This is a genomic window from Micromonospora sp. NPDC005299 (genome assembly GCF_042872345.1).
Classification (GTDB): domain Bacteria; phylum Actinomycetota; class Actinomycetes; order Mycobacteriales; family Micromonosporaceae; genus Micromonospora.
Window position 1 is genome coordinate 464562 of record NZ_JBIAKG010000002.1, and the last position, 24123, is coordinate 488684.

A 24123-nucleotide genomic window follows, 5' to 3' on the forward strand; every position below is an offset into this window, starting at 1 on the left:
GGCGACGATGACACCGACCCGTACGCCTCGGCTGGCCGCCGGGATCGCGGCCGCGCTGCTGGCTCTCGGCCCGGCCCCGGCGAACGCCGCGGCCCCGCACGCGGCTCCCGCCGGGCGGGCGCCGGCCACCCTCGTCGGGGAGCCGGGCCCGCCGCAGGGCGCGCTGCCGCAGACCGGCTGCCAGCTCGCCGACGGCACGGCCAGCTGCGAGCTGTGGGCCAAGCCGGGCTCGGTGGTGCTGCCCGGCGCCGCCGCGCCGGTGCCGATCTGGGGCTTCGCCTCGACCGACGCCGCCCCGGCCACCCTGCCCGGGCCGGTGCTCGTGGTCGATCAGGGCGACCGGGTGACGATCACCGTGCACAACGGACTCGCCGACGACCTGGCGCTGGCCCTTCCGGCGGTCACCGGGCTCGCCCCGGACCGCACCGGCGCCGCACCCGGCGGCACCCGAAGCTACGCCTTCACCGCGTCCCGCCCCGGCACCTACCTCTATGAGGCCGGGCACACCGCGCTCGGTCCCCGGCAGGTCGCCATGGGCCTGGTCGGCGCGCTGGTGGTTCGCGCTCCCGCCGTCGGCGGGCGGCCCAGCGCGTACGGGGACGCCGCCTCGGTCTACGACGACGAGGCCGTGCTGGTGCTCACCGAGGTCGACCCGGCCTTCAACGCCGCCCCGCGCACCTACGACATGCGCGCCTACGCCCCGACGTACCGGCTGATCAACGGCAAGGCGTTCCCGGAGACCGACGTGGTCGCCACCGACGTCGGCCGCCGGGTGCTGCTGCGCTACGTCGCCGCCGGGCTCCAACCGCACCCGATGACCCTGCTCGGGCTGGACCAGTTGGTGGTCGGCCAGGACGCCCGTCCGACCGCGTACCCGGAGGCGGCGGTGACCGTGCCGCTGCAACCGGGGCAGGCGGTCGACGCGGTGGTGGGTGTGCCGTCCGGCCCGGACGGGCGGCGCTTCGCGCTGCTCGAGTCCGGCGGGCTGCTCAACAACGCCGGCCAGCGCTACGGCGCCACCGTCACCGGGGTCAGTCCTCAGCAGGCGTTCGGCGGCATGCTCACCTTTTTGGACACCAACCCGCCGCCGGTCAGCGGCGACCACGTCGGCCCGACCGCGGCCAACGTCCGGGCCGCCCCGAACCCGGCCAGCGTGCGCGACGCCGTGACCGTCACCGCCGACTTCACCGACGCCCGTAACGGCAACTCGGTGGTGGACCGGGCCGAGGCGGTCGTCGACGACCTGCGGGTCGCCGAGGGCACCGGCATCCCGTTCACCGCCGCCGGCTTCGGCGCCGGTCCCACCGTCACCGGGGCCACCGCCGCACTTCCCGCCGACCTGCTCACCACCCTGGCCCAGGGTCGGCACACCATCTGGGTACGCGGCCACGACGCGGCCGGCAACTGGGGCGTGGTGGGCAGCACGACGCTGAACCTCGCGGTCACCGGGGCGGTCACCACCGGGGTCACCCTCAGCCCCAGCCCGACCGCCGGCACCGCCGACATCGCGATCTCCGCCACCGGCGACGACCGCGGCCTCGGCGGCACGGTCACCGGAGCCGAGTACTTCGTGGACACCACCGGGGCCAACGGCACCGGCACCCCGCTCACCCTGGGCAGCCCGGGCGCGGCGGTCAGCGCCGAGTCCGGCACGGTGCCCGCCATGGTGGCCGCGGCACTCGCCGAGGGCCGGCACACCGTGCTGGTGCACACCCGGGACTCGTTCGGGCTCTGGGGCCCGTACGCCACCGCCGACCTGGTGGTGGACCGGACAGTGCCGACGCTGCTCTCCGCGGCGGTCGATCCGGCCACCACCGACGGCCGCACCGGATCGGCGTCCGACCCGACCGGCCTGCGGATCAACGCCGCGTTCACCGACCCGGCCGGGGCTGGGACGCACTCCGCCATCGCCGGTGCGGAGGGCTTCCTCGACGCCGGCGGCGCGGACGGCACCGGCTTCACCTTCGTCGCCCTCGACGGGTCGTTCAACGGCGGTACCGAGAACACGTACGGGCTGCTGCCGCTGAGTGAGCTGACCGGGCTCGCCGACGGCGCCCACCAGGTGCTGGTGCACGCCCGGGACTCGGCCGGCAACTGGGGCCCACTCGCCGCGGTCGGCTTCGTGCTGGACCGCACCGGGCCGGTGATCGGCGCGGTCACCGCCGCCCCGAACCCGACCGCCCGGGCGGCGACGCTCACCCTGAGCGCCACCGCCACCGACGCGGCCTCCGCAGTCGCCGCCGCCGAGTGGTACGAGGGCGCCGACCCCGGCGCCGGCCATGGCCACCCGATGGCGGTCAGCGGCACCGCCGTCTCCGCCACGGTCGCTCTCAACGGGTTCAGCCGGGGCGCTCACACCCTGCGGGTCCGGGCCCGGGACGCGCTGGGCAACTGGGGCACAGCCGGCAGCGTGACGGTCACCGTGGACCCGCCGAACGCGATCTTCGCCGACGGCTTCACCAGCGGCACGAGCGCCTGGTCGCAGGTGGGCGGCACGGTGTCGGTCAGCGGTGGGCAACTGGTCGCCGGCACCGTCGGGTACGTCGTGGACACCATCCCGGCCGCCGAGCGGACCGTCCACGCCAAGGCCGACGTCATCCTCGGCACCGTCAACCCGCAGACCGCCGTGGTCACCGTCTACCAGCTCCGCAACGCCTCCGGCGGGGCCCTGGCGGTGGTGCAGTACCGGCGCAGCAATGGTGTCAACCAGTTCCGGCTGGGGCTGCTGCGGCCGGCGGGCTGGGCGTACACCGGCTGGGTCGCCGCCGGCGGCGGGACCGTACGGCTCGACTGGGCCTCGGCCACCGCGGGCTCGGCCACGCTCAAGGTCGGCGCCGTCACGGTCGGCACGCTGACCGGCGACACCGGCGGCTACACGGTGGAGTCGGCGGCGCTGGGCCTGGTCGCCCGTACCGCCACCACCAGCGGGTCGCTGCGCTTCGACAACTACGCCGCCACCCGCTACACCGCACCCTGACGCCCGGGGGCCGGGTACCCGCCCGGCCCCCACCCTCCCCGAGGAGTCCTGATCATGGTCGCGATCCCGTTCCGCATCCCGCGCCCCCGCCTCGGCCGGCTGGTCCTCGCGCTGCTCGTGCTGGCGCTGGTCGCGGTGTCGATCGTCCGCTTCGGCGGGTACGCCGACGCCCGCCAGGGCTACGCCGTCCCGCACGACGGGCAGTTGGAGGCCACCCTCGGCATCCGCTTCACCCAGGCCGCCGTCGTCGGCGACGGCGGGCTGGTGGAGCTGCGTTACGTGGTGCTGGACACCCAGAAGGCGTCGGCCTTCCAGAACGACACCAAACATCCGCCGCGGCTGCGCAACGAGCGCTCCGGCAAGCTGGCCTGGCGGGCGGCGCTGATGAAACAGGGCCACGAGCTGCGCCCCGGGCAGAGCTACTACCTGCTCTATCTGAACAACGGCAGCGCGATCAAGCGCGGCGACAAGATCGAGATCACGTCGGGGCAGCGCCGGCTGGCCCACGTGCCGGTGCGGTGAGCGTCGTGCGCCGCCGGCTCGGCCGTCTCCTCGCCGCCCTCGCCGTGGCGGGCCTGACCGTGCTGATCGGGCCCGCGCCGGCGCGGGCGCACGCGTACCTGGCGAGCAGCGCGCCTGCCGACGGCGCGGTGCTCGACCGGGCGCCCGAGACGCTGACCCTGACCTTCACCGAGCACGTCGAGCTCTCCGCCGCCCGGGTCGCCCTGGTCGACGGGGACGGCCGGCACTGGGCGGTGACCGGGCTGGCGCTGCGGGGCGCGGACGGGGAGCCCGCCGCCGAGGACGCCGACAGCGAGGAGCCGGTCAGCCTGGTCGCCGGCCTCCCCGCCCTCCCGCCGAACACCTACCACGTCTCCTGGCGCACCCTGTCCAGCGACGACCTGCACACCACCAGCGGGACCCTGGTCTTCGGCGTCGGCCGGCAGGTCACCCCCGCCGGCGCTCCCGGCCCGGTCGGCCCCGGCCCCCGGGAGACCGCCGCCCGCGCCGCCGGCCTGCTCGGCCTCGCCGTCCTGCTCGGCGGCGCCGCCCTCACCCTCCTCGCCGGCCGCCGCCGGTCGCCGGGACCCACCATGGACCGCGCGCTCCGGCGGCGGTTGCTCGTGGTGTCCGGATACGGGGGAGCGGTCGCGATGCTCGCCGCACCGCTGCAACTGGCCATCCAGCTCGCCGGAGCGGCCGGCGGGTGGCGGCTGCTGGCCGACCAGCTCACCAGCGGCCGCTGGTTGCTCCGAGAGGCCGGCACCGCGACCCTGCTCGCGGTCGTGCTCGGCGCCGCCCACCGGCTCCGCACGGCGCCCGACGCGCGGATCGCTCCCGCGAGCGTCGCTGTCGGGCTGGCCGGGGCGCTCGCCGCGGCGGCCGGCACCGCGCTGCTCGGCCACCCGACGGGCGGCCCGGTCCGCACCGCGCTGATCGGCGGCGGGCACGTCCTCGCGGCCGGGGGCTGGGCCGGCTCACTGCTGGTCGCCGTGCTCGCCCTGCTGCCCGTGGCCTGCCGGACGGCCGAACGTGCCGCCCAGCTCCGTGTCCTGCTGCGTGCGTTCGCCGCCCTCGCGGTCGGCTGCGTCACCCTGCTCGTGCTGACCGGGCTCCTGCTCACCGGCCCCCAGGTGTCCACGGTGGATGCGCTGCTCGGCTCACCGTACGGGTTGCTGCTGCTGGCCAAGGCCGGGGTGGCCGGGGTGGCCGGTCTGCTGGGGCTGCGGACCGCCCGACGGCTGCGCCGGGCCGACCTGCCCCGCCGGGGCCTGCTCGCCGAGGCCGGGGCGCTCGTGGTCGTCCTCGGCCTGGCCGGGGCGTTGGCCGCCGCCGGGCCCGCCCGGGCGCCCGCCTTCCCGGTGGCCGGCGCCGTCCGGCTCGAACCGCAGGTGAGTGGCCAGATGGCCGACCTCGTCGACACCGTGGCCGTCCGCCCCAACCGGCCCGGTCGCAACATCGTCAGCATCGCCGTCGGGGACACCCGGCGTCCGGCGCCCGGCCCGGTGACCGGGGTGTCGCTCCTGCTCACCGGCCCGAACGGGGAGCGGGCCGTGCACCCGGTGACCCGGACCGCCGACGGCTGGGTGGTGGCCGTGGACGACATCCGTACCCCGGGCACCTGGCGGGTGGGGGTGACTGTGCTCCGCGACGGCCTGCCCCCGGTCACCGACACCCACCCCTGGCCGGTGCCGGCCGGGGACGGCACCGCCACCCCGGTACGCGTCTCGGCGGCCCCGCTGCGACCGGCGCTGGACCTCTCGGCGCTGGCTCTCGGCGTGGCGGCGGTGGTCGGCGTGGTCCTCGTCGCCGCCTGGTGGTGGCGACGCCGGCGGCCGGGCGGGCGGGACGCTGACCCGCCGCTGCCCGCCGACACCGTCGCACCGGCGGGGCGGCACGGCGAACCGGTCGGGGTCGGCGCGGAGGTGGTCGGCTCCGGGTGACGACCGGCCGCGCGACGGCTCCGGGGCGGGAAGCCTACGCCGCGCCGCCGCCCGCGGGATGCGAATCCCCAACCCGGTGACCCGTTCGGGTCGGCGTGGCTAGCCTCCGGCCATGAGGACGTGGGGACCGCCCGTGGCGCTGGCCGCTGCCCTGCTCGTGCCGGCATCGATGCTGCCCACGCCCGCCGGGGCGGCCGCCCGGACGGGCGGGACGACAACCCGTGTCGGCCGGTTGCCCGCCGGGGCGCCGCCCTGTCCGAACGTGCCGGCCCCGGCGACCCGGCCCCCGCAGCCGCCGCCCGCGGCCAGCCCTGCCGCGCGGGCCGTCGGCGGCGCCGCCCTGGCCACCGCCGGGCTGGTCCTGCCGCCGGCAGCGCCCGCGCCACCGGCGGTGACCGCGACCTCCTGGGTGGTCGCCGACCTCGACAGCGGCGCGGTGCTCGGCGGCTGCGGCCCGCACGAGTACGGCGTACCGGCCAGCGTGCAGAAGCTGCTGCTGGCCGCCACCATGCTGCCGAGGCTGGACCCGGACCGCGAGGTCACCCTGACCGCGGAGGACCTGGCCATCGAGCCGGGCAGTTCGGAGGTCGGGCTGGCCGAGGACGGGCGGTACCGGATCGAGACGATCTGGTTGGGGCTGCTGCTGAAGTCCGGCAACGAGGCGGCCAACGCCCTGGCCCGGCTGGGCGGCGGCCCGGACGGGACGGCCGGGGGCATCCGCGCGATGAACGAGGAGGCCCGGCGACTCGGCGCGTTGCAGACCCACGCCGTCACGCCGTCCGGGCTGGACGGTCCGGGCCAGTTCACCAGCGCGTACGACCTGGCGTTGATCGCCCGCGCCTGCTTCGCCGACCCGGCGTTCCGCCGGTACACCGCGACCCGGACCGCGCAGGTTCCCGCCCAGCCGGCGCTGCGCGAGAAGGCGTTCGAGATTCAGAACGACAACATGCTGCTCGACCACTACCCGGGCGCGATCGGCGGCAAGACCGGCTTCACCGACCTCGCCCGGCACACGTACGTGGGGGCGGCCGACCGGGGTGGCCGCCGGCTCGTGGTCACCCTGCTCGGGGCGGAGATCCCGACCCAGCGCGGCTGGCAGCAGGGGGCCGCCCTGCTCGACTGGGGCTTCGGCCTGCCGGGGGACGCGGCGGTGGGCCGGCTGGTCGGCCCCGGCGAGCTGGACCGCGCCGCCGCGACGCCAACCGGAGCCGCGTCGGCCCTCGCCGGGGGCGCGGGGCTGGGCGCCGCCGGCTCCACGGCCACCGGCGCCTGGCCGGGCGTCGGCCCCTCGGTCGCCGTCGGCGTGGTGCTGGTGGTCGGGGGAGCGGTGCTGCTGGCCCGGCGTCGCCGGCACGCCGCCGCCCTCGCCGCGCTGCCGCCCGGGACGGCTCTCCGGAGCGCGGAACTTCCGGAAGACGACTAGGGGGTTCGACCTACCGGCCGGCGGGGCGCGCGGTGCTGTCCCGCACCACCAGTTCGGTGGCCAGCTCCACCCGGGGAGACTCGATCTCCTCGCCCTGGGCCAATCGCAGGACGGTGCGGGCGGCGAGCCGGCCCATCTCCACCAGCGGCTGGCGCACCGTGGTCAGCGGCGGGGAGGCCCACCGGGCCTCCGGCAGGTCGTCGAAGCCGACGACGCTCACGTCGTCGGCCACCCGCAGCCCGCGCCGGCGGACCGCCTCGTAGACGCCGAAGGCCATCTGGTCGCTGGCCGCGAAGATCGCGGTCGGCGGGTCGTCGAGGCCGAGCAGCGTGCTGCCGGCGGTGAAGCCGGAGGCGTGGTAGAAGTCGCCGGCCTGCACGAGCCGGTCGTCCAGCGGCACGCCGGCCGCCTCCAGCCCGGCCCGGTAGCCGTCCAGCCGGGCGCGGCTGCACAGCAGGTGGGTCGGGCCGGCCACGAAGCCGATCCGGCGGTGACCCAGCCCCAACAGGTGCTCGGTGGCGGCCAGGCCGCCGGCCCAGTTGGTCGCCCCGATCGCCGGCACGTCCGTGCCCGGCACCCCGGCGGCCGGGTCGACCACCACCACCGGCACGTTGAGCCGGCGCAGCTGGGCGTGCACCGGTGGGGTCAGGTGGGAGGTCACCACGATGACCCCGTCCGAGGCGCGGGCCCGCAGGTTCTGCAACCACGTCCGGGTCGAGGTGGACTCGCTGTGGATCGCCGACACGACGGTGCCCACCCCGGCGGCGTGGCCGACGTCCTCCACGCCTCGGATGATCTCCACGGCCCACGGGCTGTCGAGGTCGTTGAAGACCAGGTCGACCAGGTCCGCCCGGCGCACCGTGCGGCTGGCCCGGCGCTGGTAGCCGTGGTGGCGCAGCAGTTCCTCGACCCGTTCCCGGGTGTCCGGGGCGACATCCGAGCGCCCGTTGAGCACCCGGGACACGGTGGGCACGGAGACGCCGGCCTCCTGCGCGATCGCGGTGATCGTCACCCTGCGCCCGTCGTCCGCGTTCACCCGTGTCTCCTTCACCGGCCGGAAGTGCCTGCCGCGAATTCCGCGGCGGCGGGCCCGTCCCACCGGCCATCCTGCCACCCGGGCCATCGACGCGGCGATGCCGGCCCGGGGGCCCGGCGATGCTGGTAGACACGGCAGGGTGGGAACCGGGACACGGGTGGCCGCGACCCTGGCCGTGCTGGCCACGGCGCTCGCCGCCGGGTGCCAGCGGCCCGCCCCGCGTCCGGTCCCGTCCGCTTCGCACCCCGCCCCGTCCGCCCCGCCCACGCCGTCGGCCGGCCCGAGCGGCCCCCGCGCCCCGGCCGACATCGTCGATGTGGCCGCCGTCGACCCGAGCATCCGCACCGACGTCCGGTACGCCACCGCGCACAACTTCGTCGGCCGACCGATCACCGGCTATCCCGAGCCGCTCTGCCTGCTGACCCGCCGGGCCGCGGAGGCGCTGCACCGGGTGCAGGTCGCCGCCCTGGCGCAGGGCCGCAGCCTCAAGGTGTACGACTGCTACCGCCCACAGCGGGCGGTGGACGAGTTCGTCGCCTGGGCGAAGCTCCCGGGCGAGCAGCAGATGAAGGGAGAGTTCTATCCGGACGAGCCGAAGAGCCGGCTCTTCGCCGACGGCTACATCGGCGCGCCGACCGCCCACAGCCGGGGCAGCACCCTCGACCTCACCCTGGTCCCGGCGCCCACCCCCGACCAGCCGGCGTACGTGCCGGGCCAGCCGTTGACCGCCTGCACCGCGCCGGCCGGGGGGCGCTTCCCGGACAACTCCATCGACATGGGCACCGGCTTCGACTGCTTCGACCCCCGCGCGCACACCGCCGACGCGCGGATCACCGGGGCGGCCCGGGACAACCGGGAGCTGCTGAAGCGGCTCATGACCGCGCAGGGCTTCGAGAACTACCCGCGCGAATGGTGGCACTACCGGTACGTCGACGAGCCGTACCCGGACAAGTACTTCGACTTCCCGGTGGCCCGGTCGTCGCTGCGGTGAGCGCCGCCCCGGCGGGGAGCGGCGCCCACCGCGGCGGTCAGAGGATGCCGCGGGCGACGAAGGCGGCCCGGGTCGCGCTCGCCGCCTGGGTGCCGTAGAGGCGCTGCGCGGCGGCCACGGTGGCCAGCGCCGCGTCCCGGAACGTGACGTCCGTGGTGAAGGCGAACTGCGCCTCCACGATCAGCGTGCTGGCCCTCCGGTCGCCGAGCGCGGTGCGGATGTCCCACAGCGCGCGGGACCAGATCTCGCCGTCGGCGTGCACCTCGCCCACCAGGTCGGCGGGGTAGACCTTGGTGCCGTCGAGGCGGCGCAGGCAGTGCGGGGCGGTGCGGGTGTAGGAGACCGAGTCCCAGTCGGCCACGCAGGCCTCCGGGGTTTTCGTCGGCACGCCGCTGGCCCAGCTGGTCACCGCGACCGCCAGGTAGTCGCCGAACGCCTCGCCGATCGCGCCGGACTCCAGCGTGGTGCCGAAGCCGGGCACCTGGCCGTCCTGCACCGAGTGGCCGTACTCGTGGACGATCACCTCGGCGTCCTCGCCGTCGTCGACGCCGCCCTTGCCGAGGGTGATGTTGGCCTTGTCCTCGCGGAAGAACGAGTTGTCGCCGCCGTACTGGTCGATGCGCAGCTCGATCTGCCGCTGGTTGACCGGCCGCAGGGTGCTGCCGAAGCCGAGCGACTGGAGGTACGCCTGGGCGGTGTTCACCCAGTGGTAGCCCATCACCTGCTCGAACTGGTCGGCGTCGCGGTGCCAGGCCGGGTACGCGCCGTCGATCGCGCGGGCCGGGGTGCCGGTCTTGCTCTTGACCACCACGTACGGGCCGGTGAGGGTGCCGGAGCCGTCCAGGTTCGTCAGCAGCACCGACCGGTACGCCCCGGCCAGCGCCGGCTGGTCGGCGTCCTTGGCGTCGGTCAGTGACTGGTCGCCGAGTTGCTGGACGGGGTTCGGCGCGAAGACCGTGGCGGTGGCGGTGTGGTCGTAGGGGTCGCCGGCGGCCTGTGCGGTGGTGCCGCCGGCGACCAGCGCCGCGGTGACCGCCGAGGCGACCAGCGCGGTACGTCGGATGTGGGGGTGCATCATGATCCCTTCGGAGGCGGATCGATCCGCTGAGATTAGGCTTCCCGGGCAACACTGCCAAGCAACCACGTGCAGGCCGTCCGGCCTGCGAGGAGGGACCCTCGTGCAGACCGAACGGATCGGCCCGCCCCTGCTGGCCGGTGAGCGGGAGACGCTGCGCGCGTTCCTCGACTTCCACCGCGCCACCCTGGCAATGAAGTGCGAGGGGCTGACCGACGAGGAGCTGCGGCGGCAGTCGTCGCCGCCGTCGACCCTGTCCCTGCTCGGCCTGGTGCGGCACATGGCCGAGGTCGAGCGCACGTGGTTCCGTCGGGTCATCAACGCCGAGGACATCCCGCTGGTCTGGTCGGAGACCGGCGACTTCCAGCAGGCGTACGACGCGGACGGCGCGAGCCGTTCGGAGGCGTTCGAGGCGTGGCAGCGGGAGGTCGAGCACGCGCGCCGCATCGAGCGGGAGGCCGAGTCGCTCGACGTCACCGGCCACCAGGCCCGCTGGGGCGAGGACGTCTCGCTGCGTCTCGTGATGCTGCACATGATGCACGAGTACGCCCGGCACAACGGCCACGCCGACTTCCTCCGCGAGGCCATCGACGGCACCGTCGGCGCCTGACCCGCCGCCCGGGTCAGCCGTCGCGGCGCAGGGGCAGCCAGGCCAGCACGTCCTGGATCTTCGCGTCCCAGTACGCCCAGTCGTGGTCGCCGGGGGAGAAGTCCACCGTGACCGGTACGCCCCGGCGGCGCGCCGTCTCCACGAAGCGGGTGTTGTCCTCGTACAGGAAGTCCTCGGTGCCGCAGGCGACGTAGAGCGCCGGCAGGTCGTCGCCGGCCCGCTCCAGCAGCGCCACCGTGTCGTCGTCCGGGCCGGCCACCTCCCGGTCGCCCCACACCGTGTCCCAGACGGCGGGGTCCAGGGGGCTCGTCGGGTGGTGGCGTCGCCGGGCGACGTCCAGGGCGCCGGAGAGGCTTGCGGCCGCCGCGAACCGGTCCGGGTGGCGCAGCGCCCACTTCAGCGCACCGTAACCACCCATGGACAGGCCGGCCACGAACGTGTCCGCCGGGCGGTCGGAGAGGCGGAAGAACGACCGGCACACCTCGGGCAGTTCCTCGCTGAGGAAGGTCCAGTACCGGTTGCCGTGCGCCTCGTCGCCGTAGAAGCTGCGTTGCACCTGCGGCATCACCACGGCCAGCCCCAGCGGCGCGACGTACCGCTCGATCGCGGTGCGCCGGGTCCAGATGGTGTCGTCGTCGGTCAGGCCGTGCAGCAGGTAGAGCACCGGCGGGTCCCCGGCGGTGGCCCCGCCGGCCATGCCGATCCCGGCCGAGTGGTCGGGCAGCAGCACCGTCATCGACGTGCCCATGCCGAGCGCCGAGGAGAAGAAGTCACACCGGATCCTGGCCATGCAGCGGGAGCGTACCCGGCCCTGGACGCGGGCCCGATGGTGGTCGAATCGACCGTTCCTATTGCCGTGGGGTGTCCAGGGGGGACAGGATGACCAGGCGCGCCGGAAACACACCCGTAACCTGCGTGCAGCTGGTCTCTGTCACGAGGAAGTGGGAGTCAGTCATGAGCGACGTGTCCACGGCACTGGGTGTGCGGCTCTACCCGGACCTGGTCGAACCGGGCGGCCTGGCTCCCGCACTCGTGCAGACCGCGGCCCGGCACCAGCTCGACATCGGCCGGGTGACCGCCCCCGAGCAGGGACGCAGCCGGTTCACCTGCGCCGAGGCGACCTCCGACCGGGGCGTGGTCTGCGTCAGCCTCGGCGCCCAGGCCCGCTACTTCATGATCGACCTTCGGGTCTCCGGTGACGTCCAGGCCCGTGGCGACGCCACCGACCTGCTCCAGGTCGCCCAGGTGGCCGCCGCCTGGCGGGCCGGGTGCACGCTCGCCGAGCTGACCGCGCGCTACCCCTTCATGGAGGAGATGAAGCGCCACCCGGTGGCGCACGCCCAGTAGCGCACCGCCGGTAAATCGGTTGTCGGCGCCCGCGCCGACTGCTGCAATCGACCACGACAGCCAAGGGAAGGAGGAGCTCGAGATGCGAGCCGCGTGCATGTCCCCGCAGAAGCGAATCACCGCCGACCTCAAGGACATGACGCTGCGTGAAAACCCTCAATCTCGGCATCCTCGCCCATGTCGACGCCGGTAAGACGAGCCTGACCGAACGGCTGCTGCACAGCGCCGGGGTCATCGACGAGCCCGGCAGTGTCGACGCCGGCAACACCCGCACCGACACTCTGGCGCTGGAGCGGCAGCGGGGCATCACCATCCGCTCCGCCGTGGTCTCCTTCGCCGTCGCCGGGACCACCGTCAACCTCATCGACACTCCCGGGCACCCCGACTTCATCGCCGAGGTGGAACGCGTGCTCGGCGTGCTCGACGGCGCGGTGCTCGTGGTCTCCGCCGTCGAGGGCGTCCAGGCCCAGACCCGGGTGCTGGCCCGCACCCTGCGCCGCCTCGGCATCCCCACCCTGTTCTTCGTGAACAAGGTGGACCGGGCCGGCGCCGACCCGGACGCGGTGCTGCGCCAACTCGCCGACCGGCTCACCCCCGACGTCGTCGCCCTCGGCCGGGTCGACGCCGCCGGCACCCCGGGCGCCCGCTGGGTCCCGCACCCGCCGGGCGACCCCGGCCACCACGCCCGCCTGCTGGACCTGCTCTCCGCGCACGACGACGCGCTGCTGGCCGCGTACGTGGCCGACGAGCGGGCCGTCACCGCGCACCGGCTGCGCACGGCGCTCGCCGCGCAGACCGCCCGTGCCCGGGTGCACCCGGTGCTCGCCGGCTCCGCCATCACCGGCGCCGGGGTGGCCGACCTGATCGACGCGGTCACCGCGCTGCTCCCGGCCACCGCCGGGGACGACGACGGACCGCTCTCCGGCGCCGTCTTCAAGGTCGAGCGCGGCCCGGCCGGGGAGAAGGTCGCGTACGCGCGGATCTTCGCCGGCACCGTGCGGGTCCGCGACCGGATCCGCCACGGCGACGGCCAGGAGGCCCGGGTCACCGCCCTCGGCGTCTTCGACGGCGGCGACGCGACGCCCGGCGACGCGGCCGGGGCCGGCCGGATCGTCCGGCTGCACGGCCTGGCCGGCGTCCGCGTCGGCGACGTGCTCGGCGTCCCGCCCGAGCGCCCGGCCGCCCGCCGCCACTTCGCCCCGCCCACGCTGGAGACCGTCGTCGAACCGGTACGCCCGGCCGACCGCCCGGCCCTGCACACCGCCCTGACCCAGCTCGCCGAGCAGGACCCGCTGATCAACCTGCGCCAGGACGACCGGCGCCAGGAGATCGCCGTGTCCCTGTACGGCGAGGTGCAGAAGGAGGTCATCGAGGCCACCCTCGCCGACGACTACGGCGTCCCGGTCACCTTCCGGGAGACGACCACCGTCTGCGTGGAGCGGGTCGTGGGCGTCGGCGCCGCCGTCGAGTGGATCGGCCGCGAGCCCAACCCGTTCCTCGGCACCGTCGGCCTGCGCGTCGAGCCCGGGCCGGTCGGCGGCGGCGTCGAGTTCCGGCTCGGCATCGAACTCGGCTCGATGCCCCTGGCGTTCCTCAAGGCCATCGAGGAGACCGTCCGGGAGACCCTGCGGCAGGGCCTGCACGGCTGGGACGTCATCGACTGCGTGGTCACCCTCACCCACGGCGGCTACTGGGCCCGGCAGAGTCACGCCCACGGCGTGTTCGACAAGAGCATGTCGAGCACCGCCGGGGATTTCCGGAACCTCACCCCGCTGGTGCTGATGACCGCGCTCACCCGCGCCGGCACCCGCGTGCACGAGCCGGTGCACCGCTTCCGGCTCGACCTCCCCGCCGACCTGGTGGGCACGGTGCTGCCCGTGCTCGCCGGGCTGGGCGCGGCGCCCCGCACCAGCACCCTGCGCGGCACCTCCTATCTGGTCGAGGGCGTGGTCCCCGCGGGGCGGGTGCACGCGCTGGACCAGCGGCTGCCCGGGCTCACCCGCGGCGAGGGCACCCTGGAGGCCGAGTTCGACCACTACCGGCCGGTACGCGGACCAGCCCCGAGCCGGCCCCGCTGGGACCACGACCCGCTGCACCGCGGGGAGTACCTGCTGGCCGTCGCCCGCCGGGTCACCGGCCGGTCGACGCGCTGACCCGCCGCGGATACCGGGCGCGCACCGCGTCGATGCAGGTGTCCCGGGAGGTCGGGCCGTCGAATCGGAGCCGGTCGTAGCCGGTGAACGCCGGCTCCAGCGCGTCCAACTCGTCGACCAGCGCGTGCAGCCGGTCGAGCCAGGCCGCCGACCCGGCATCCGGCTCGGCCGGCGCCGCCCGGATCGCCGCGGTCAACTCGTCCTTGCGCCGGATCGACTCCGGCGTCACCGAGCGCAGGCAGACGTACTGGCCGCTCAGGTAGGCGTCCCACTCCGCCGCGCCGCGCGCCGGGTCCGCCCACTGCCCCACGAACCACCCGGGCAGCGCGTCCACCCCGCCGGCCCGCTCCGCCAGCGCGAACAGGTCCGCCGGAACCATCTCCGCGCCGTCCGAGCGCAGATAGCCCGGCAGCGGCAGCCGCCGGTCCAGCATCAACCGGCGTACGCCGTCCGGGTCCCGCCCGGACGCCGCGCACAGCGCGTCGAGCACCACGAACTGCGCGCTGACGTACGCGTCGTCCGCCGCTGTCATCGGGTGCTCCCCGTTGACCTCCCGGAACCGTTCCGCCACCCGACGCCGCCCGTCCATCCCGTACCCCTTCCTTCTGCCTGGTCCGAGGCTAGAGCGGGCACCGTTCGGCGCCGGCCGAAACGTCCTCGCGAATATCCGTTGCGGCGTTTCCGGCCCGCCCGTACCGTGAACGGGCCAACATCAACCGGTTCCACCACCCAGGGAGCGCACCGTGTCGCAGCAGAATCGCACCCAGGCCGAGCGGCCCGCGCCGCGCGGCGGTGCCCTGCTGCCCGAATCGGGCCTGGGTCGCTGCCGACGGCAGCAGTGGCAACCGGGGTGGTGGCGCGACTAGCGCCGGCGCGACACACGCGCAGCCGCCCGCCCCGAGACCAGGGACCGGGCGGCTTTCTCGTCACCGGGTCCGAGGGGCGTAGCTCAACGGAAGAGCACCGGATCCCAAACCCGGCGGTTGCAGGTTCGAATCCTGCCGCCCCTGCTTCACCTCGTTCCGACCTCCGGCCGGCGACGTCGCATCTTCTCAACTCCACAGTGGACGGCATGAGCACGACTCCCGGCCGGCGCCCGCGCGCCGGCCGGGCAACCGGGACGAGGGAGCTGGCTGACCCGCTCGCCTTGGGCGCGAGAGACACGCGGTTCGATTCCGCGGTCCCGGACATCACACGGACGGCACCCGCCGTCCGACGACATCACCCCTGAACCGAGGAGACGACGATGGGTTTCACCCCGCTGGCCGGTACCCGGGCGCCGGTCCGGGTCTGGACCGACCCGTACACGATCGAGGCGCAGGCGGCCCGGCAGCTGCGCAACATCGGCGCGCTGCCCTGGGTGCAGGGCGTCGCCGTCATGCCGGACGTGCACTTCGGCAAGGGCGCCACCGTCGGCTCGGTCATCGCCATGCGGCAGGCCGTCTCGCCGGCCGCGGTCGGCGTCGACATCGGCTGCGGCATGTCCGCGGTGCGCACCTCGCTCACCGCGGCCGACCTGCCCGACGACCTCGGCCCGCTCCGGACCGCGATCGAGGCGGCCATCCCGGTCGGCTTCGCCATGCGCGCCGACGCGGTCGACCCCCGTCGGGTGCGCGGGCTGGAGCAGGGTGGCTGGGACGAGTTCTGGCGGCGCTTCGCCACCCTCGATCGGAAGGTGGCGCAGCTGGAGACCCGGGCCCAGCGCCAGCTGGGCACCCTCGGCGGCGGGAACCACTTCGTCGAGGTGTGCCTGGAGCAGGGCGGCCCGGACGACGGCCGGGTCTGGCTGATGCTGCACTCCGGCTCCCGGAACATCGGCAAGGAACTGGCCGAGCGGCACATGGCGGTGGCCCGCGGGCTGCCGCACAACGTCGACCTGCCCGACCGGGACCTCGCGGTGTTCCTCGCCGGCACCCCGGAGATGGCCGCCTACCGCCGGGACCTCTTCTGGGCCCAGGAGTACGCGCGCCGCAACCGGGCCGTCATGCTCGCCCTGCTCTGCGGGGTGGTTCGGGACGAGTTCCCCCACGTCGGCTACGACGAGCCGATCTCCTGCCACCACAACTATGTGGCGGAGGAGAGCTACGACGGGGTTGAGGTGCTGGTGACCCGCAAGGGCGCCATCCGGGCCGGCCGCGGCGACCTGGGCATCATCCCGGGGTCGATGGGCACCGGGTCGTACATCGTGCGCGGCAAGGGCAACCTCGACGCGTACTGCTCGGCGTCGCACGGGGCCGGACGGCGGATGTCGCGGGGGCAGGCGAAGCGGACGTACAGCACCGCCGACCTGGCCGCGCAGACGGCGGGCGTCGAGTGCCGCAAGGACGCCGGGGTGGTCGACGAGATCCCCGGCGCGTACAAGGACATCACCCAGGTGATGGCCCAGCAGGAGGACCTGGTCGAGGTGGTCGCCCACCTCAAGCAGGTCGTCTGCGTGAAGGGTTGAACCGACCGGCGCCCCTGGAGGGGGAAGGGCGCCGGTCGCCCGCCCCGGTGGCGCAGCGGAGAGCGCGCCGGTCTACGAAACCGGAGAGCCCAGGTTCGAATCCTGGTCGGGGCACGGTCCGCGGTCCGCGGACCCCATGCGAGCTGGTGCAACCAGGCAGCACATCCGATTCTGGATCGGAGAATTGAGGTTCGAATCCTCAGCTCGCAGCGACAGCTACCGGCTGCGCCGGGCGATCCGCACGCCGATCGCGACCGCGCCGATGACGAGCAGGCCGGCCAGGAGCTGGAGGCCGGGGGAGTCGTCGGCCTCCCCGTACACGATGCCCGCGACGCCGAGCGCGACGGCGAGGACGGCGACGACGGCGAGGACGGCGACGACGGCGAGCACGTACTTCATCGGTTCTCCTGTTCCTCGACCCACTCGAGCAGGTCACCGGGCTGGCAGTCCAGCACCCGGCACATGGCCTCCAGCGTGCTGAAGCGGACGGCCTTGGCCCGACCGTTCTTCAGCACCGCGACGTTGGCCGGGGTGAGCCCGACCCGCTCGGCGAACTCGCCGACGCTCATCTTGCGTTTGGCCAGCTCGACATCGATGCGGACGACGATGGGCATCAGATCACCGCTTCCATGTCGGTCCGGAGCGTGGTGGCCTGCCGCAGCAGCTCCCGCATCACCACCATCAGCAGCCCCAGCACGGTCACCCCGGTCACCAGCAGGAACAGCAGGAGCGGCAGGCCCGGATCGTTCGCGTTGAAGCCGACGTAGAGGAAGACGCCCACCAGCACCACCCACGCGGCGGCGATCGCCCACACGATCGCATCCACCCACGACAGGGACGCCTCGCTGAAGATGCGGTCCTTCTTGACCAGGGTGAGCAGCTTCCAGGTGCAGACGATCACCACCTGGATGCAGAGCACCCAGAACACCGACACCGCGGTCGCCGGCCACCTCAGGTAGGCCAGGTCCGGATTCTCCCTGGCCATGTGCGCGAACTGCCCGGGCAGCGACATGACCTGGAACAGGACCAGGATCCCGAACAGCAGCACGAGGAAGGCTTTGAGCGGAGCCACCGCCCGTTGAGCTGTGAACATGCATCGACTATCACTCGCTACCTATCGAATGTCAATAGGTTTCGGGTGATTGCCCAGGCCCCCGTGGCGCAGTGGAGAGCGCGTCGGATTCCGAATCCGAAGGCCGCTGGTTCGAATCCAGCCGGGGGCACGCCTCACCCCGACCGAGTGCCCAGGTCGACCGGGACACGGACCACGTTGATCCGGGAGCCGTCGCGCGCCGACACCTCGTACACCTCGATCGTTCCGAGTCGGGACGCCGCCCGCCCGTAGCGGACGTTCAGCCGGTAGGCGCCGCGGCAGCCGGAGCCGCAGGAGGCCGTGGTGAACGCGGTGCCGATCTCCTGGCCCGCCGCGTCCAGCACCCGGACGCTCACCGTCGCCTCGTACACGTCGGCGGTCCCGGTGACGGTGACCGGGCTGGTGACCCGGTCGCCGATCGCCGGGGCGGTCACCACGATGGGCGGCAGCAGGTCCGCGTAGTCGTCCCGACCGGTCGCGGTGTCGGCCGGGGCGAAGGCGACCCGCCGCACGGTGGAAAACTGCGTGAGCGTCCAGACCACCTGGGCCCGGCGCAGCCGCGCGGTGGCCGTCCCGCCGGCGTCGAAGCCGGCCGGCGGGACCAGCGTCGCCACCCCGCCGGCGATGCGGGTCACCTCCGTGCCGGCCGGGACCAGGGTGGTCAGGCCGGTGGCGCTCTCGGCCGGGGACGGTCCGTCGGCCAGTGCGGTGAGCGCCAGTCGGGACGTGGCCACGGTGGCCGGCAGCGTACGCCGGGTGGGCACCAGTCTTCCGGCCCGGGCGAACCAGAGCTGCACGGTCAGCGTCCCGTCCGGCCCGGTCGGCGCGGCGGTGCTCGGCGTACCCGTCCTGGCGGGCGTGGTCGGGGTGCGCGGCGCGGACGGAGGCGGCGTCGGCGTGCCGGTCGGTGCGGCGGCGGTGGTGGGCGACGGGCCGGCCGGGGCGGGCCCGAGGGTGCCGGTGCGCGGTGGGGCGCAGCCGGCGGCGAGCAGCAGCAGCACGGCGAGCGGCGGGATCAGGCGTCGCACGGCGTGCCTCCGGTGTCGAGGGGGAGGGTGAGGCGGAAGCGGGTGCCGTGGCCGACCTCGCTGGTCACGTCGAGCCGGCCGCCGAGCAGCCGGGCGTTCTCCCGGGCGATGGCCAGGCCCAGTCCGCTGCCCGGGCCGGTGCGCGCCGGGTCCACCTTGTAGAACCGGTCGAAGATGTGGGCCAGGTGCTCGGCGGGGATGCCGGGTCCACGGTCGGCGACCTCGACCACCAGCTCGCCGCCGGTGTGCCGGATCTCGGCGCGCAGGTCGCCGCCGCCGTGTTCGACCCCGTTGGCCACCAGGTTGGTCAGGATCCGTTCGAGGCGGCGCGGGTCGGTCACCACGGGCGGCGCGTCGCCGTCCACGCTGGCCCCGGCGGCGTCCCGGTGGTCGGCGACGATCCGGCGCAGCAGCGCGCCGACGTCCACCGGGCGGGTGGCGAGCACCTCCCGCCCGGCGTCCAGGCGGGATATCTCCATCAGCTCCTCGACCAGCCGGCGCAGCCGGACCACGTCGGCCACGAGCAGTTCGGCGGCGCGGCGGGCGTCGGCCGGGAGGGCGTCCAGCTGGTCGGCGAGCAGCGAGGCAGCCGCCACCAGGGCGGTGACCGGGGTACGCAGCTCGTGCGCCACGTCGCCGGTGAACCGTCGCTCCCGGGCCTGCGCCTGGGACAGCGCTACGATCTTGGTTTCCAGTGCCTCGGCCATCTCGTTGAAGGAGCTGGCCCAGGCGCTGAACTCGTCCCGGCCGCGCACCGGCAGCCGGGTGTGCAGCAGCCCCTCGGCGACGGCCCGGGCGGCCCGGCTGGCCCGGCCGACGGGTTCCAGGGTGCGGCGGGCGAGGGCGTTGCCCACGCCGGCGGCGAGCAGCACCACCGCCGCCCAGCCGACCACCGAGGCGGTGCGGAGCTGGTCGAGGGCGTCGACGAGGTCGTCCTCGACGGTCACCACGTACAGCTCGGCCGTGGAGCCGGGAATCCGCCCGCCGACGACCAGCAGGTGGGGCCGGCCGGGGATGCGTTGGAAGCCGAGCTGCCCGGCGGCGACGGTCGCGCGCAGGTCGGGGTCGGGGGTGGGCGCGTACCGGGGGTTGGACGCCTGGGTGTCCCCGGCGACCAGCAGCACGTGCCGGCCGGACTCCTCGAAGCTGGCCAGCAGGTCGGCGCGGCGGGCGTCGGTCAGCGGCAGGAACTGCGCGGCGACCACCAGTTGGTAGCGGGCGTCAGCCGCCGCGCGTTGCAGCGAGCCGTCGAACCGGGCCTGCCGCAGCATGAGGTAGGACCCGGCGGCCAGCGTGCCGGCGGACATGCCGGCGACGAGGACGAACGCGACGACGAGCCGGCGCCGCAGCCGCCCGGGTACGACTCTGCCGGCCACCATGACGCGCTCACCCCGTCGAGAGCTTGTAGCCGGCCCCGCGGACCGTCCGGATCAGGGTCGGCGCCCCGGGGTCGTCCTCCACCTTGGCGCGCAGGCGCTGCACGGCGACGTCGACCAGCCGGGAGTCGCCGAGGTAGCTGTGCCCCCAGACCCGGTCGAGCAGCAGCTCGCGGGTGAACACCTGGCCGGGGCGCCGGGCCAGCTCCAGGAGGAGCCGGAACTCGGTGGCCGTGAGGGTCAGCTCCCGGCCGTCCCGGCGGGCCACGAAGCGGGCCGGGTCGATCTCCAGCGGCCCGGCGGTCACGGTGGTGTCGGGGTCCGGGGCCACGCTCCGGCGGAGCACGGCACGGACCCGGGCGACCAGCTCCGGCAGGTCGAACGGCTTGCGGAGGTAGTCGTCGGCCCCGCACTCCAGGCCGACCACCACGTCGATGGTGTCGGTGCGGGCGGTGAGCATGAGAATCGGCACCTGACTGGTACGCCGGATCTCCCGGCACACCTCGAATCCGTCCAGGCGGGGGAGCATCACGTCGAGCACGATGAGGTCGACCGGGCCGGCCCGCCAGGCGGCCAGGGCGGCCGGGCCGTCGACGGCGGTGGCCACCCGGAACCCGGCCCGGCGCAGGCCGAGGGCCGTCACCTCCCGGATGGAGGCGTCGTCCTCGACGACCAGCACGCGGCCCTCCATGACCACTGAGGGTAGTCCGGTGCGACGCCGGGCGGCGTGGGCGCAACGGACGGTGATGAGGGGCCGGTCGGCCCCTCTCACCTGGGGAAAGGTCACGCCTGCCACTGGTGGGCCACGTCGATCACGATGCGGCTGTGCGTGCCGGGGCCGCTGAGCACGAAGACCCGGAACGGCAGTCGGGCGCGGACGCCCACCGCGAAGGTGGTGTAGCCCTCGAAGCTGCCGCCGAAGACGACGTCCCGCAGCGTGCGGTAGCCCAGCACCGTCGCGGCGTGCTCACCGGCGCGGTAGGGCAGGGTGGCGACGTGCTCGTCGTCGTAGGCGGGCGCCCGCAGCGACACCGACAGGAGCGCGCCGCCGGCGGTGTACGGGCTCAGCGGAAGGCCCTGCCCCTCGGTGTACGTCTCGCCGTAGGCGACGGAGTAGCCGTTCGCCGGTCCGGCGAACTCGAAGACCACCCGGTCCCAGCAGTCGTGCCGCCCGGTGCGGACCTCGATCAGCGGGTCGGTGCTGAGGGCGCCGGCCGTCTTGGCCGTGCTGCCCCAGGTGATCCCGCAGTACGGCGCCGCCGCGGTCGCGCCGCCGGCCCCGGCGACCAGCCCGCCGAGCACGACGACCAGCGCCAGCAGTGTTCTCCTCAGTTTCATGGTGGCCTCCCTGACGGTGTGCCGGGACGCCGTCCGGTGTCCCTGCCCAGACGGTCGGCCCGCCGTGCCACAGCGCCTTCGCAGCCGGGTAACCGCCGGGTAACAACCGGGCGGGTCAGCCGTGCACGGGATGTTCGGCCTGGAAGGCGAGCCGGCCGTCCGCGTCGGCGGCCAGCCCGGCGAGCACGTCGTCGAGGTCCAGGAAGGCCTGCCAGGGCGGCTGCCCGGTGATGTCGGCCAGCCGGTCGACCACCAGTTCCTCCAGGTCGGTGACGCGCTTGCCCTTCCACACCTTGTCGGCGAGGCTGACCAGCAGGTCCTCCAACTGGACGCCCGGCGTGTGCCAGGCCGCGTGGGTGACGGCGAAGCGGGCCCGCTCCTCGGGTACGCCGAAGCGCAGCAGCAGCTGGTAGCCCGCCTCCTCGTGCGCCGAGCCCGGCCCGGACAGCTCCTCCGGGTGCTCGACCTTGCCGAGGTCGTGGATCGCCGCCCCGAACAGCACCGCCTGCCGGTCGAACGGCACCAGGGGGAAGCGTTCCGCGAACACGGCGGTGAGCTGCCGGGCGACGTCGTGCACCAGCCGCAGGTGCGCGGCGAGCCGGGGCGGCGCGTCAAGGGCGGCGAGCAGCTCGACGGCCACCCCGGGCAGGGGCGGCAGCGGCGGATCGCCGGGATCGGTGAGGGCGCGGCGCAGCGCGTCGGAGGTCACCGGGGCGAGGGTACCGGCCGCCGGGGCGGTCACCGTGCGGGCTGACCGAGTGGCCGACGGTGGACGGACCGCTCGCCCGATGCCGTCCTGATCGTCCGTTCAGGAGGGTGGAGCGACGTCTATTACGGGGGTTGTCCATGACTGAGATGAATCGACGTGCGCTGCTGCGTACCGCCGCCCTGGCCGGCGTGGCCACGGCGACCGGGCTGGCCGGTGGGTTGACCGCCGCGGCGCCCGCCGTCGCGGCGGAGGCCACCGAGGTGGTCAACGGGCCGTGGCTGGTCAGCGTCGGCTGGGGCGTGCTCCAGGTCAACCCGGGGCGAACCACCCCGCAGCAGCTGCTGACGGACGGAGACCAGGCCACCACGTCGCCCGACGGCCGGTACGTGGCCTGGAAGAACACCGCCTGGTCGGGCGACGGTCGCCTCCTGCCCTACGTGGCGCTGTTCGACCGGGTCACCGGCGAGATCCGGAAGCTGCTCACCGACCCGCCCGGCGTCCACTACGGCGCCCCGACCTGGTCCCCGGACGGCAGGCAGATCGCCCTGGTCACCGGGTCCGAGGACGACACGCTGATCGCGGTCGACGTGGCCACCGGCGGCAAGCGGGTGCTCGTCCAGGGGCACCCCATGTCGCACCCGAACTGGTCCCGGGACGGCTCGATGATCGTCATGCGCTGGGTCAGCCGTTCCGAGGGGCCGCAACTGCGCACGCTGGAGCTGGCCACCGGCAAGGTGCGGCCGATCTACACCCCGGAGGCGCCCGGCGAGCTCTTCCACGGGCCGGTCTTCATGCCCAACTCCGAGCGGGTGGTGTTCTGCACCAACCGCTGGACCCGGGACACCGAGGTGCTCGGCGGGGCGGCGCTCGGCTCGGTGCGGATCGACGGCACCGGCCTCAAGCGGCTCACCGACGAGCCCCGGTACTACCTGTCCCCGGTCTTCTCGCCCGACGGGCGCTACTGCGCTGCCCTGTCGGTGCCCCCGACCAACGAGGCCCCGGACGGCGGCAACATCATCGTCTCGACCAGCGGCTTCGGCGAGCCCTGGTGGATCCCCGGCGACGAGTACGACGACAGCAGCCGGCTGGACTGGGCCCGCGCCATCTGACCCGACACCCGCGACGCGGCGACCGGACCCCCGGCCGCCGCGTCGCTGTACCCGGGGTGGATTTCCGCGCCCCCGGCCGGGAGCGGTGCGAGGCTGGAGGGCGGGCGCCGCCGACGGGGGCGACGACCGCAGTGGAGGGTGCGATGGCCGAGCCGCCGACCGGGACCTCGTCGCGCAGCGCACAGGCGCACGGCCGCCGCGCGAACCGGCGCAGCTACCACGACGGCGCACAGGTCAACGGGTACGTCGACGACCCGTACCATCGGATCCGCCGGGCGGTCGCCGCGCGGCTCATGGTCGACGGCGTGCCCGGCGGACGGCCGGTGCTGGAGCTGGGCTGCGGCCCGCGCAGCATGCTCGACCCGGCGGCGCTGCCCGGCCCGCTCGTGGTGGCCGACATGGCCGAGACCGCGCTGGGCGCGGCCCGGCGGGCCGCCGGCGGCGCGGCCCTGCCGGTCTGCCTGGACGCCACCCGCGGCCTGCCGTTCCGCGCCGGCAGCTTCGCCGGCCTGCTCACCGGCGAGCTGATCGAGCACGTCTACGACCCCCTCGCGCTGCTGCGCGAGTGCCACCGCGTCCTCGCCCCGGGCGGCCTGCTCGTGCTCACCACCCCCAACCTGGCGCCCGCGCAGGACCGGCTCGCGTTCCTCGCGGGCCGGGCGCCCCGCCAGGTGGACCCGCTGCACCCCTACCTCTGGCTGCACATCCGGCCGTTCACGGCCTCGCTGCTGCGGCGGGTGCTGTTCCGAGCCGGGTTCGCGCCGCTGGCGATCCGCTCCAATGAGGTCGGCTGGCGGCTCCCGGGTGGACGGTGGGTCGCCTCCCGGCTGCTGGCCCGGGTCGCGCCGGGGCTCGGCGGGTCGCTGATCTGCGCCGCCCGGCGGACGGCGGAGGCGCCGTCACCGAGGGGTACGGGGCACCCGAACAGCGCGTGATGGCGAGATTGACAAAGGGCTATCATGAGGGTT

Annotated in this window: 23 protein-coding genes and 5 tRNA genes; 16 read left to right on the forward strand and 12 right to left on the reverse strand. The window is 74.8% G+C overall.

Translation table 11 applies throughout. The annotated features are described in order from the left end of the window. Window positions 1-7 precede the first annotated feature (7 nt). The 4 genes from ACFYPD_RS07540 (at window position 8) to ACFYPD_RS07555 (ending at window position 6844) form a co-directional block, all read left to right on the forward strand. Window positions 8-2977 (forward strand): multicopper oxidase domain-containing protein, encoded by a 2970-nt coding sequence (locus ACFYPD_RS07540; protein WP_387110053.1) that lies wholly within the window; start codon window positions 8-10, stop codon window positions 2975-2977. Between the two features lie 54 nt (window positions 2978-3031). Further along, window positions 3032-3499, forward strand: a complete 468-nt coding sequence (locus tag ACFYPD_RS07545) for a hypothetical protein (protein WP_212835459.1) — start codon at window positions 3032-3034, stop codon at window positions 3497-3499. Then, the gene (locus tag ACFYPD_RS07550) at window positions 3496-5421 is read left to right on the forward strand and encodes a copper resistance protein CopC (protein ID WP_387110055.1); all 1926 of its coding nucleotides are present in this window, start codon (window positions 3496-3498) and stop codon (window positions 5419-5421) included. Before ACFYPD_RS07545 ends, ACFYPD_RS07550 begins: the two co-directional genes overlap by 4 nt. A gap of 112 nt (window positions 5422-5533) precedes the next feature. After that, window positions 5534-6844, forward strand: a complete 1311-nt coding sequence (locus ACFYPD_RS07555) for a D-alanyl-D-alanine carboxypeptidase family protein (protein ID WP_387110057.1) — start codon at window positions 5534-5536, stop codon at window positions 6842-6844. Window positions 6845-6854: 10 nt separating this feature from the next. Here ACFYPD_RS07555 and ACFYPD_RS07560 read toward each other — a convergent pair whose 3' ends face one another. Further along, the gene (locus ACFYPD_RS07560; protein WP_387110059.1) at window positions 6855-7880 is read right to left on the reverse strand and encodes a LacI family DNA-binding transcriptional regulator; all 1026 of its coding nucleotides are present in this window, start codon (window positions 7878-7880) and stop codon (window positions 6855-6857) included. A gap of 139 nt (window positions 7881-8019) precedes the next feature. Between ACFYPD_RS07560 and ACFYPD_RS07565 the strand changes: the two genes are divergently transcribed. After that, a complete protein-coding gene (locus ACFYPD_RS07565; RefSeq protein WP_387110061.1) occupies window positions 8020-8871 on the forward strand; it encodes a M15 family metallopeptidase in 852 nt (283 codons plus the stop codon). 37 nt (window positions 8872-8908) lie between these two features. Here ACFYPD_RS07565 and ACFYPD_RS07570 read toward each other — a convergent pair whose 3' ends face one another. After that, window positions 8909-9946 (reverse strand): M36 family metallopeptidase, encoded by a 1038-nt coding sequence (locus ACFYPD_RS07570; RefSeq protein ID WP_387110063.1) that lies wholly within the window; start codon window positions 9944-9946, stop codon window positions 8909-8911. 103 nt (window positions 9947-10049) lie between these two features. On the opposite strand from ACFYPD_RS07570, the gene ACFYPD_RS07575 reads away from it, so the two are divergent. Next, on the forward strand, window positions 10050-10556 hold the full coding sequence (locus tag ACFYPD_RS07575; protein WP_387110065.1) for a DinB family protein: 507 nt from the start codon (window positions 10050-10052) through the stop codon (window positions 10554-10556). A gap of 13 nt (window positions 10557-10569) precedes the next feature. Here the strand turns inward: ACFYPD_RS07575 and ACFYPD_RS07580 are convergent, their stop codons facing one another. Further along, on the reverse strand, window positions 10570-11346 hold the full coding sequence (locus ACFYPD_RS07580; protein ID WP_387110067.1) for an alpha/beta hydrolase: 777 nt from the start codon (window positions 11344-11346) through the stop codon (window positions 10570-10572). Between the two features lie 164 nt (window positions 11347-11510). Here ACFYPD_RS07580 and ACFYPD_RS07585 point away from each other — a divergent pair, with 164 nt between their 5' ends. Continuing rightward, entirely contained in the window at window positions 11511-11903 is a 393-nt protein-coding gene (locus ACFYPD_RS07585; RefSeq protein WP_387110069.1) for a hypothetical protein, read from the forward strand. A gap of 146 nt (window positions 11904-12049) precedes the next feature. Next, a complete protein-coding gene (locus ACFYPD_RS07590) occupies window positions 12050-14056 on the forward strand; it encodes a GTP-binding protein (RefSeq protein WP_387110071.1) in 2007 nt (668 codons plus the stop codon). On the opposite strand, the gene ACFYPD_RS07595 is transcribed toward ACFYPD_RS07590, so the two are convergent. Next, the gene (locus ACFYPD_RS07595; RefSeq protein ID WP_387110073.1) at window positions 14034-14645 is read right to left on the reverse strand and encodes a DUF6058 family natural product biosynthesis protein; all 612 of its coding nucleotides are present in this window, start codon (window positions 14643-14645) and stop codon (window positions 14034-14036) included. The two genes, ACFYPD_RS07590 and ACFYPD_RS07595, sit on opposite strands and share 23 nt — an antisense overlap. Window positions 14646-14994: 349 nt before the next feature. On the opposite strand from ACFYPD_RS07595, the gene ACFYPD_RS07600 reads away from it, so the two are divergent. The 5 genes from ACFYPD_RS07600 to ACFYPD_RS07620 all read left to right on the forward strand — a co-directional run bounded on the left by ACFYPD_RS07600 (window position 14995) and on the right by ACFYPD_RS07620 (window position 16712). Then, window positions 14995-15066 (forward strand) — tRNA-Trp (locus ACFYPD_RS07600). A gap of 105 nt (window positions 15067-15171) precedes the next feature. Further along, window positions 15172-15244, forward strand: a tRNA-Pro gene (locus tag ACFYPD_RS07605). Window positions 15245-15302: 58 nt separating this feature from the next. Next, window positions 15303-16502: an RtcB family protein gene (locus ACFYPD_RS07610; RefSeq protein ID WP_387110075.1), complete on the forward strand. Its 1200-nt coding sequence runs from the start codon at window positions 15303-15305 to the stop codon at window positions 16500-16502. A gap of 41 nt (window positions 16503-16543) precedes the next feature. Beyond that, a tRNA-Arg gene (locus tag ACFYPD_RS07615) sits at window positions 16544-16616 on the forward strand. A gap of 23 nt (window positions 16617-16639) precedes the next feature. After that, window positions 16640-16712 (forward strand) — tRNA-Gln (locus ACFYPD_RS07620). 6 nt (window positions 16713-16718) lie between these two features. Here the strand turns inward: ACFYPD_RS07620 and ACFYPD_RS07625 are convergent. The 3 genes from ACFYPD_RS07625 to ACFYPD_RS07635 are packed head-to-tail and all read right to left on the reverse strand — an operon-like array spanning window position 16719 to window position 17595. Further along, entirely contained in the window at window positions 16719-16901 is a 183-nt protein-coding gene (locus ACFYPD_RS07625; protein ID WP_387110077.1) for a hypothetical protein, read from the reverse strand. Continuing rightward, window positions 16898-17116, reverse strand: coding sequence for a helix-turn-helix domain-containing protein (locus tag ACFYPD_RS07630; RefSeq protein WP_387110079.1), 219 nt, complete (start codon window positions 17114-17116; stop codon window positions 16898-16900). The genes ACFYPD_RS07625 and ACFYPD_RS07630 overlap by 4 nt, the downstream gene beginning before the upstream one ends. Further along, entirely contained in the window at window positions 17116-17595 is a 480-nt protein-coding gene (locus tag ACFYPD_RS07635) for a DUF2975 domain-containing protein (RefSeq protein WP_387110081.1), read from the reverse strand. The genes ACFYPD_RS07630 and ACFYPD_RS07635 overlap by 1 nt, the downstream gene beginning before the upstream one ends. Window positions 17596-17652: 57 nt before the next feature. On the opposite strand from ACFYPD_RS07635, the gene ACFYPD_RS07640 reads away from it, so the two are divergent. Then, a tRNA-Arg gene (locus ACFYPD_RS07640) sits at window positions 17653-17725 on the forward strand. Window positions 17726-17729: 4 nt separating this feature from the next. Here ACFYPD_RS07640 and ACFYPD_RS07645 read toward each other — a convergent pair. The 5 genes from ACFYPD_RS07645 to ACFYPD_RS07665 all read right to left on the reverse strand — a co-directional run bounded on the left by ACFYPD_RS07645 (window position 17730) and on the right by ACFYPD_RS07665 (window position 22046). Continuing rightward, a complete protein-coding gene (locus ACFYPD_RS07645; protein WP_387110083.1) occupies window positions 17730-18623 on the reverse strand; it encodes a Gmad2 immunoglobulin-like domain-containing protein in 894 nt (297 codons plus the stop codon). Then, on the reverse strand, window positions 18611-20002 hold the full coding sequence (locus tag ACFYPD_RS07650) for an ATP-binding protein (protein ID WP_387110085.1): 1392 nt from the start codon (window positions 20000-20002) through the stop codon (window positions 18611-18613). Before ACFYPD_RS07650 ends, ACFYPD_RS07645 begins: the two co-directional genes overlap by 13 nt. Window positions 20003-20009: 7 nt before the next feature. Then, window positions 20010-20690: a response regulator gene (locus ACFYPD_RS07655; protein ID WP_387110087.1), complete on the reverse strand. Its 681-nt coding sequence runs from the start codon at window positions 20688-20690 to the stop codon at window positions 20010-20012. A 92-nt stretch (window positions 20691-20782) separates the two neighbouring features. Then, window positions 20783-21337: a hypothetical protein gene (locus ACFYPD_RS07660; RefSeq protein ID WP_387110089.1), complete on the reverse strand. Its 555-nt coding sequence runs from the start codon at window positions 21335-21337 to the stop codon at window positions 20783-20785. A 115-nt stretch (window positions 21338-21452) separates the two neighbouring features. Continuing rightward, the gene (locus tag ACFYPD_RS07665) at window positions 21453-22046 is read right to left on the reverse strand and encodes an HD domain-containing protein (protein ID WP_387110091.1); all 594 of its coding nucleotides are present in this window, start codon (window positions 22044-22046) and stop codon (window positions 21453-21455) included. A 137-nt stretch (window positions 22047-22183) separates the two neighbouring features. Here ACFYPD_RS07665 and ACFYPD_RS07670 point away from each other — a divergent pair, with 137 nt between their 5' ends. Beyond that, entirely contained in the window at window positions 22184-23155 is a 972-nt protein-coding gene (locus tag ACFYPD_RS07670) for a TolB family protein (protein WP_387110093.1), read from the forward strand. Window positions 23156-23298: 143 nt separating this feature from the next. Continuing rightward, the gene (locus ACFYPD_RS07675; RefSeq protein ID WP_387110095.1) at window positions 23299-24090 is read left to right on the forward strand and encodes a class I SAM-dependent methyltransferase; all 792 of its coding nucleotides are present in this window, start codon (window positions 23299-23301) and stop codon (window positions 24088-24090) included. Window positions 24091-24123 lie beyond the last annotated feature (33 nt).